The following is a 9342-nucleotide window of genomic DNA, read 5'->3' on the forward strand; positions in this document are numbered from 1 at the left end:
CCAGTTCTTAACAATCTCTCGGTTCCGTCTAACCTGATCCTGTACTTCCTGAATAAGGACACGCTTGTTTTCCCAGCATTTTGGACTGAGGTCAACCGGGTATTTCTCCGGATTCAAGAAACGTTTGTATTCATCCCATAGCAAGGAGAGGTTATCATGGGCAAATTTCTGGATATCAGTGAGCTCTGGTGTTTTATATTTCAGTTCGCCGTTTTCGAAAATAGTTTCATGCAGCGGCACGGCTTCGAAGTCGGTGACTTCCTTGCAGATGAAGGTGTGCACTGGATGGAACATAGTCAATATTTTTTCTTCCTGCGGGTTTTCGCCGTCTAGGGTGATGTAGTCCCCCTCGGATTTTTTGGTTTCACGGTTGATGATACGGTAAACGTTTTTCATCCCTGGTGTTGTAACTTTTTCAGGGTTTCCGCTGATTTTGATGGTGTCAGCCATTCTTCCGTTATCATCTTCAATGCTGACCATTTTGTAAACAGCACCTAATGCCGGCTGGTCATAAGCAGTGATGAGCTTTGTACCGACTCCCCACATGTCAATTTTGGCACCTTGGGCTTTCAGGTTGAGAATAGTTACTTCATCCAGGTCATTAGAGGCGGTGATCATCGTGTCGGTATAGCCGGCTTCATCCAGCATGATTCTTGCTTTTTTAGATAGGTAAGCTAAGTCGCCGCTGTCTAGGCGGATGGCTTTGAATTTAATCTTGTCACCCATTTCCTTGGCAACCTTGATGGCTGTCGGTACACCTGAGCGTAATGTGTCATAGGTGTCGACGAGGAAGGTGCAGTCATAATGGGATTCCGCGTATTTCTTGAAGGCTGTGTATTCGTCACGATAGGTTTGGACAAGGGCATGGGCATGCGTTCCTACGACTGGTATGCCGAATAATTTACCTGCGCGGACATTGCTTGTCGCTTGGAATCCGCCGATAAAGGCCGCGCGTGTCCCCCAAATGGCCGCTTCGGTTTCCTGAGCTCTTCTTGTCCCAAACTCAAATAATGGATCGCCATCGGCTACCATGGTGAGCCTTGAGGCCTTTGTTGCAATCAATGTCTGGTAGTTGACGACATTGAGGATAGCCGTCTCAACAAGCTGTGCCTGAGCTAGCGGGGCTTCAATACGCATAAGAGGCTCATTCTCAAATACGAGCTCCCCTTCCTTCATGCTTCTAATTGTTCCTGTAAATTTTAGTTCCTTAAGGTAGGACAGGAAGTCATCAGCATAACCTACTTCATTACGTAAATATTCAATATCAGTGTCTGTAAAACGCAGCTCTTTAATATACGTAATGACACGCTCAAGTCCTGCAAAAACGGCATAGCCGTTCCCAAATGGGTTACGTCTAAAGTAAACGTCAAAGACGGCTTTTCTGTTATGGATGCCATCCCGGAAGTATGTTTCCATCATATTAATTTGGTATAGATCTGTATGTAACGCAAAGCTGTCATCTTGATAGTGTTTCATCAAGCTTCCTCCTTAATTTATAAAACATCTGCTCCAAGTGTTTGTTCAAAATGGCCAAGAGCCCATTGATGGCCGGCCTCATTGAAGCTTGCCACTCCATCTTTATGGACGATAATCTTGTAGCCTTTATTGTAAGCATCCACCGCTGTATGGAGGACACAAATATCTGTACAAACCCCGACTAAATGAAGCTCGGTGATTCCCCGCTCACGAAGCTTGATATCAAGGTCCGTGCCGGCGAAAGCAGAATAACGCGTCTTGTCAATCCAAAGGACATGGTCTTCGTCCTTGTTCCTATTATACACATTTTGCAGATTTCCAAATAAATCTCTGCCAGCAGTGAAACGGATATTATGGGGCGGGAACAATTTCGTTTCCGGGTGGTAAGGATCATTCTCTTCATGCACATCAATGGCAAATACGACATAATCCTTCCGTTTAATGAATTCTTCTGTCAATGAAACAATATAATCCTCAATTCGCTGCCCTGGCTCACCGCAGGTCAATCTTCCCTCATCTGCCACAAAGTCGTATGTATAATCGATATTAATCAGCGCCTTCAACCGAATCACTCCTCTGAATTTATGGTTGGACTGTCATCAGCATAACAAAAAATCATGCGAGATGTCTTTACAAATAATTTTACAGCTATTCTACCATTTAAGACAGAAGATTTCCGCTTCTTCACCCGTTTTTTCCTTCTTGCCAGCTTTAAGCTGCTTATCTCTTACATTTTCCTAAAATCACCATCATTACTCCATAAGAAAAGCCAGCCCTGCAAAATGGACTGGCTGAACGGATATTATGCTTGCACTTGTTTGCTGCTAACCGCTTCAAAGGCGTTCTTCAGGTCGGCAATTAAATCATCAGCATGTTCGATACCAACGGAGAAGCGGAGCAGCCGGTTACAAACACCACCTGCTATGCGGACCTCCTCCGGGATATCGGCATGCGTTTGTGTAGCCGGGTAGGTCATAAGGCTTTCAACCCCTCCAAGACTCTCAGCGAAGGTGATGACACCAAGGCTTTTCAGGAAGTGATTGACCCATTTCTCAGATTGAAGCCTAAACGAAATCATGCCGCCTTTTCCCGGATAGAGGACATCGATGACCTCCTCCCGCTCCTGTAAGAAAGCCGCGATTTTCCCAGCGTTCTCCTCATGCTGCTTCATGCGGAGGCTCAATGTCTTCATTCCTCTCATGACAAGCCAGGAATCAAATGGCGAAAGGATGGCCCCTGTTGCATTTTGATATTCATCAAGCTTTTGGCAGACATCCTCTCCCTTTGCGACAATGAGGCCAGCAAGAACATCATTATGACCGGCAATATATTTTGTCGCACTGTGAACAACAATATCAGCACCGAGTTCAAGCGGACGCTGCAAGATTGGTGTGTAAAAGGTATTATCAACAATCAAAAGGAGGTTATTCTCTTGACTTAAATCAGCAATTGCCCGGATATCGATTTCCTGCATTAAAGGGTTTGTCGGTGTTTCAATAAAAAAGGCTTTTGTCTGACTTGAAATGGATTCAGCAAAATCTCTATAGGACTGGCATTGAACAAAAGTGATGCCGTATTTCTTCCAGGTTTTTTCGAATAAACGATATGTACCACCATATAAATCAGCTGAAACAAGGATCTCATCACCCGGTTCGAATAATGTGAGCAAAGCATGGATGGCTGCCATGCCAGAACTATAGGCAAAGCCTTGCTCACCGCCTTCAAGGGCCGCGATGGCCTTTTCCAAAACCTCTCGGGTCGGATTTCCTGTCCTGGTATAGTCATAGCCTGTTGATTGTCCAATCCCCTCATGCCTGTATGCGGTCGAGAAATAAACGGGCGTGTTCACCGTACCTGTTTGTGTTTCACTTCGATTGCCGATTTGGGCTAATACTGTTTCAATCTTCCATGCGGTCATTGTTCTGCCCCTCCCAAATAAAAATAAAAAAGCCTTCCAAGAAGAAGACTTATCGAGCTTTACTCTCCTTCTTATCTCTCGAGGCACATAAATATGCATATGCCTTGCAGGATTTAGCACCTTTCCGAATGCATCGGCGGTTGCTGAGACATCATCGGGCCCGTCCCTCCGTCTCTCGCGATAAGATTTGTTCGAATATTCATTTAACTATAATTTACATGGATATCCTAAAAAAGGCAAGAAATTTCTCATCTATTGTACCCTTTTTCCACGGAGGTATATAATAGAGCTATTCACTAATAAGAGGAGTGTCTACAAATGAAAGCAGACGGTCAAGAGATATACGGCTACATAAAAGATTTGGTTTCCATTCCAAGCCCGACTGGCTATACGGAAGAGGCCATTCGTTATACAGAGAACTTTCTGAATACATGCGGAATTGGAAACAAACGGACGAATAAAGGGGCCTTGCTTGCGACAATTAAAGGCCAAGATGATTCTAAACACCGCTTCCTGACAGCCCATGTGGATACTTTGGGAGCAATGGTCAAGGAAATCAAACCAAGCGGGCGTTTAAAGCTGACGATGATCGGCGGCTTTCGCTGGAATGCCTGTGAGGGAGAATACTGCAAGATTCATACAGCAGACGGTAATGTGTACACAGGAACGATTTTACTAAACCAAACCTCTGTCCACGTTTATCAGAAAATGGGTGAAGTGAAACGCGACGATGACCATATGGAAGTTCGGATTGATGCGGTCACCAAATCAAAATCAGATACGCAAGCACTCGGTATTGAGGTCGGTGATTTTGTCTCATTTGAGCCTCGGGCAGAGCTTGCTGGGGACGGCTTCTTAAAGTCAAGGCATCTGGATGACAAAGCGAGTGTCGGCATCCTACTCTACTTGATAAAACAACTGAAGGAACAAAACATCGCCCTTCCATACACTACCCATTTCCTTATTTCCAATAATGAAGAAATCGGCTATGGCGGAAACTCTAATATTCCGGACGAAACTGTTGAGTATTTAGCTGTGGATATGGGCGCAATTGGAGACGGCCAAACAACGGACGAGTATAGTGTATCCATCTGCGCGAAGGATTCAAGCGGTCCTTATCATTATGGCCTGCGCCAGCATCTTGTCAAATTAGCCCAGGAGCATGATATTGATTACCGTGTTGATATATATCCTTTTTATGGATCTGATGCCTCCGCTGCCATCCGGGCCGGGTATGATATCGTTCATGGATTAATCGGACCGGGGATTGACGCCTCTCATGCGTTTGAGCGCACACATATCAGTTCCATTGAACATACGGCCAATTTGATTTGGCATTATTTGCAGTCAGAGCTAGTCGTCTGATTATTGCCTAAAAAAGGGGTGGGAATAGATGGGTCTATTCCTCCCCCTTTTTATCTCATAATAACTCCTTCAATTTTCCATATGCTTTCTTTGCTTCCCGGTAGCCTTCCTCATACAGATTCTCAAGCTTTTGCGGATTCCGTCCGATGGTGGAAACATCAAGCCTCCGTATTGGCTGGATAATAACAACGTTCCCCTTCTCCTCTTCCTCCTTAAGATACTTTATCGTGTCATTATAGACGATATGATGGTTTTTCATTGCTTTCAAAAGTCCCGCATATTTCCCATATTTCCTTGAGGCAAGCCAATTCCAATTTGATGGTGCCTCTCTATATCCTTTATTCTTCGTTAATACAACAATGTTTTTCGTGTTTCCGTCTTTCACCGATTTCTTAATGGGAATAGGATCGGTCACACCCCCATCAAGGAGATATCGTCCATTAAAGGATACCTCCGGTGCAAACAACGGCAAGGAGCTGGAAGCCCTTAGTATGGTAAGCATATCCTTACTATATGATTGTTTATCAAAATAAACAGCTTCGCCAGTCTCACAATCGGTCGTTCCAACGACAAAGCCTTCCTTTGAGCTGCAGAATGTTTCCATATCAAAAGGAATTAGCTCATTTGGCATTTTGTCAAAAATTAAATCCATTCCAAACAATTCCCTATTTCGCAAAAAGCGCTTAAAGGAGATGTATTCAGGATGTCGACTGTATTCAATGATCACCTGATGATTCCGATTCATTTGGCGGGCAATATAGGAGCTGCCATTACATGCCCCTGCTGAAACTCCAATGGTATACGGGATATAGATATCCTCCTCCATCAAATACCTCAGGACACCCGCAGTGAAAGCTCCTCGCATTCCGCCCCCCTCCAAAACAAGCCCTGTATTCTGCATATGCACCATCTCCTTGGCTTAGTGTCTATACCGGTGTCATCCTACTTTTTCCCTCTTTCAATTAAAAAATAAGCATTATTTTCATAGAAGTTATTGACATCTATGGTGTATTACCAGTATAGTACACCTTAAGGAGTGTATGAACCATATAGTACACACACCAAGAATTAGGAGGTGAATGGATGTCATTCCTCATTAATAACCGCGATCCCGTTTACTTACAGGTTGTCCGTTACTTCAAGGAACGAATTGCGACTGGAGAATTGGCAGGAGGACAGGAAATCCCATCTCGCCGTGAACTGGCCGGTTTATTGAAAATCAACCCGAATACCGCACAAAAAGCCTATAAGGAAATGGAGGAACAAGGATTGATTTATACAGAGCGCAATTTCCCAAGCCGTGTTACGACAGATGAAAAGATCTTAAACGGCGTCCGCGAGGAATTGATTCAAGAGGCAGTCGATGCCTTCATCCTAGCCGTCAAGCCCATTCAAGTACCAGTTGACGAATTGGTTGATATTGTGAAAAAGAATTATCTTACCGAAGAGAAATAAGGAGGAGAACTATGCTGCAGGTAAAGAACGTAACAAAAAAGTTCGGCAGGAAACGTGTATTGGACGATGTAAGCTTCACGGCGAATAAAGGTGAAATCACCTGCCTGATCGGTATTAACGGCGTCGGAAAGACGACCATCATGAAAGCCATCCTTGGACTTACACCCGTCAATGGCGGCGAAATCCTCATTGATGGAGAACACCGAAAGAAAAGCACCTATGAGAAATTAACTTTCATTCCGGATGCATTAACCATGCTTCCAGGCTTTACGATAAAACAGGCAATGGATTTCATGACTGATTTCTATGAAAGCTGGAACCAAGACCGTGCTGATGAATTGCTTCAATTCTTTAAGTTAAACGAGGAACACCGTATTTCCACCCTTTCAAAAGGAAATACAGCCAAGGTTAATCTCCTATTAGGTCTTGCTCAGGATACAGACTATGTCCTCATGGATGAACCGTTCTCCGGAATTGATATCTTCAGCCGAGAACAAATTGCCAATGTATTCACGAGTCATTTAATTGAAGACCGAGGCGTCATCATCACAACTCATGAAATCAATGATATAGAACACTTAATTGATAAAGTAGTCGTATTAAACCATGGCACCGTCTATAAGGAGTTTAACGCAGAGGACATGCGGATCAAGGAAGGGAAATCCGTCGTGGATGTACTGAGAGAGGTGTATATACAATGAATCGATATTTAAAGCTAGTGAACCTGGAAGTTTCACGGGTAGCGAAAGTATTATTTGGGGGCTTGGCTGCTCTATTCATCATTCAAATGATTGGAGTATGGATAACATCCAATCAATATATGAGCCGTGCGAACGAGGCCATTATGAACGGAGAGAGCGTTCAATCGATTGTAGACAATTATTCTTATATGAGCATGCTTAGCTTCAGTGATAAAATTTATTTTATCGGACCTATCGCTCTTTGTGTGGGTGCTGTCTTCTTTTATATCTTTTTGATTTGGTACCGGGACTGGAGCGGTAAGAATACGTTCATCTATCGCCTTCTTATGCTGCCGACCGCTCGACTTTCCGTTTATTTTGCCAAAGCAACCGCTATAATGATTATTATCTTCACAATGGTTGCCGCTCAAATGGTCTTCATCCTAATCGAAAGCAGCTTCATGGAATTGCTCACACCAGCTGAGTATTTAAAAGAAGCGACCATCAGCCAGATGGCCAGCTATAATATATATTTGTATTACATCATCCCAGGTACCTTCACAGAATTTATCCTCTACTATGGTGGCGGATTCATCGTCCTGACGGTATTATTTGCAGCTATCCTGATGGAACGTTCGTTCAGATGGAAGGGGCTATTCCTCGGTTTGATTTATATCGCCTTTGCGGTATTCCTGACTTTATCACCAATCGGAGTTTTAATTATGCTCGATAAAGCCGACTATTTCTATCCATCAGAAGTCGTCTACATGACGATTGCCTCAAGTATGGTTACCGGAGCCCTGTCTGTATGGATCAGCCATTATCTATTAAATAAGAAAGTTACCGTATAGGAGGAAGTAATAGATGAAAAAATATTTAACTTTAACGATTCTGACTGTCTTCCTGCTCGCAACCTTCTCCATCTACTATATTCAATCGGCCTTAGCAAAAGATGACAAGCTCCAATTCTATATTGAACAAACAGGCGGAGACAAGGAGATAATCAAGGATATAAGTGTCAGTGGTGCATATAATATTGGCGGCAGGTACAACAGCAGGTACCAAACCATGACCATCAAGGATGATGAAACATCCTATGTAACAGATCTTCCCTATTTCAAACAAATGGATTACGAAGATTTAAGCTTTAGAAGCAAGCAATTCCAGAAACTAAAAAAAGACTACCCAAGCTTCATGAGAGGAAAATATGATACGGGATCATTATTCGAAGATGATAACCACGTCATCTATGCAGAGGTTGATTATTCCACGTCCATTAGGGGTGAGAGAAAAAGCTACCACTTCACCATTGATCGATTGAACAAACAGAATGAGAAAGCAAGCTCCTACAAGATCGATGTTCCAAAACAAAAGAACATCAATATAATGGAAGTTTATGATGTTCAATATCATTACAATGAAATGCGCATCATTACAGCCAATCAACAATCTAATCCTTACGTAACAGAGGTCCATCAATATTCCATTGATTTAAAAAAGGAAAAAGTCACAAATGACGAGGTTATTTTCACACACAAAGATACACAAGAAAATTATCACTCAACCTATTCCTTGATGGAACGGAATGCCACCCAGCCGTCCAGCATCATGATGTTCGAAACGGAGGAAAGTCCAATTAGTGATGATGATGAGGCCGAACCGCAGCCGTCAAATAAATCTATTTATGTCTTCCAGTATAAGAAAGGAAAGCTATCTGAGCTTAAATTGCCTGACGAACTGCAAAACCAGCCAAATTCCGATGTCTCTTATCTATACGATGAAGACTATTTATATGCAAATCTCACCTTATATGAGGAACAGCAAACAACCGCAACAGTCTATAAAATAGATTGGAAAACAGGTAAAGTGGTTGACAAACTCAAACTAAACCTTCGTGACAACAAGCAAATTGAATACATTACACTACGCGATGATCACATCCAGTTATTCGGCCGCGATTCCGAAAGCCATCCTATCTTTAGCATCTATAATCTTGATGATGGCAAGCTGAAGTTCGAAGGTCGAATTGAAGCGAAAGACAAAGATGCCGTTAACTTCAAAGAGCTGGATATGTCCTTAGACAGTATTGGCGGCATTTAACCTGCTGTCGGCGTTTGACCCCTCCCTTAATAAGGGAATAAAGAAAAAAATACTTTTAAGCGGAGGGGACTATATGTTTTATATATTTTTCGAAACAGAATCTCGCCTTTTACATGAAGGCACGAAGTATAACATCGAACTGCCAACAAGACAGATGCAGGACGAGATTGCCAACGATTTAGAAAAATATGCAGAAGTATTCAATGTCCAGAAATTAAACGAACCGGTTCCTGAATACCCGGTGCTGACAAAAGAAACCTATAAGCGGAATATTTAATGAAGATACTGGCCCGGAAAGTGATTGGGCCAGTTTTTTGTGTGCCCACCCTTTGTCCACCCTTCACCCCC

The 9342-nt window shown here is 43.0% G+C and carries 10 protein-coding genes and 1 riboswitch; of the genes, 6 read left to right on the plus strand and 4 right to left on the minus strand.

All coding sequences use genetic code 11. The features are described from left to right. From ACI35L_RS11370 to ACI35L_RS11380, 3 genes are all read right to left on the minus strand, one after another. The coding region (locus ACI35L_RS11370; protein ID WP_439802924.1) for a nicotinate phosphoribosyltransferase at positions 1–1476 on the minus strand (1476 nt) is incomplete at its 3' end. A gap of 17 nt (positions 1477–1493) precedes the next feature. Next, positions 1494–2045: a cysteine hydrolase family protein gene (locus ACI35L_RS11375; RefSeq protein WP_439802926.1), complete on the minus strand. Its 552-nt coding sequence runs from the start codon at positions 2043–2045 to the stop codon at positions 1494–1496. Positions 2046–2278: 233 nt separating this feature from the next. Next, complete coding sequence (locus tag ACI35L_RS11380) at positions 2279–3394, minus strand: methionine biosynthesis PLP-dependent protein (RefSeq protein ID WP_049670245.1); 1116 nt, start codon at positions 3392–3394, stop codon at positions 2279–2281. A 68-nt stretch (positions 3395–3462) separates the two neighbouring features. Beyond that, positions 3463–3581: riboswitch (SAM riboswitch) on the minus strand. Positions 3582–3712: 131 nt separating this feature from the next. Between ACI35L_RS11380 and ACI35L_RS11385 the strand changes: the two genes are divergently transcribed. Further along, positions 3713–4759: a M42 family metallopeptidase gene (locus ACI35L_RS11385; protein WP_439802925.1), complete on the plus strand. Its 1047-nt coding sequence runs from the start codon at positions 3713–3715 to the stop codon at positions 4757–4759. A gap of 55 nt (positions 4760–4814) precedes the next feature. On the opposite strand, the gene ACI35L_RS11390 is transcribed toward ACI35L_RS11385, so the two are convergent. Continuing rightward, positions 4815–5660 carry a patatin-like phospholipase family protein gene (locus tag ACI35L_RS11390; protein ID WP_049670243.1) on the minus strand — a complete coding sequence of 282 codons (846 nt, stop codon included), beginning with the start codon at positions 5658–5660 and terminating at the stop codon, positions 4815–4817. Positions 5661–5842: 182 nt separating this feature from the next. Between ACI35L_RS11390 and ACI35L_RS11395 the strand changes: the two genes are divergently transcribed. From ACI35L_RS11395 to ACI35L_RS11415, 5 genes are all read left to right on the plus strand, one after another. After that, positions 5843–6214, plus strand: coding sequence for a GntR family transcriptional regulator (locus ACI35L_RS11395; protein ID WP_049670242.1), 372 nt, complete (start codon positions 5843–5845; stop codon positions 6212–6214). An 11-nt stretch (positions 6215–6225) separates the two neighbouring features. Further along, the gene (locus ACI35L_RS11400) at positions 6226–6915 is read left to right on the plus strand and encodes an ABC transporter ATP-binding protein (protein WP_049670241.1); all 690 of its coding nucleotides are present in this window, start codon (positions 6226–6228) and stop codon (positions 6913–6915) included. Continuing rightward, complete coding sequence (locus ACI35L_RS11405) at positions 6912–7745, plus strand: hypothetical protein (protein WP_049670240.1); 834 nt, start codon at positions 6912–6914, stop codon at positions 7743–7745. Before ACI35L_RS11400 ends, ACI35L_RS11405 begins: the two co-directional genes overlap by 4 nt. A gap of 13 nt (positions 7746–7758) precedes the next feature. Continuing rightward, positions 7759–8994, plus strand: a complete 1236-nt coding sequence (locus tag ACI35L_RS11410; RefSeq protein ID WP_049670239.1) for a hypothetical protein — start codon at positions 7759–7761, stop codon at positions 8992–8994. Between the two features lie 73 nt (positions 8995–9067). Beyond that, a complete protein-coding gene (locus ACI35L_RS11415; protein WP_049670238.1) occupies positions 9068–9271 on the plus strand; it encodes a hypothetical protein in 204 nt (67 codons plus the stop codon). Positions 9272–9342: the final 71 nt, after the last annotated feature.

Origin of the sequence: Pradoshia sp., assembly GCF_051873915.1 — a bacterium.
GTDB lineage: Bacteria > Bacillota > Bacilli > Bacillales > Pradoshiaceae > Pradoshia.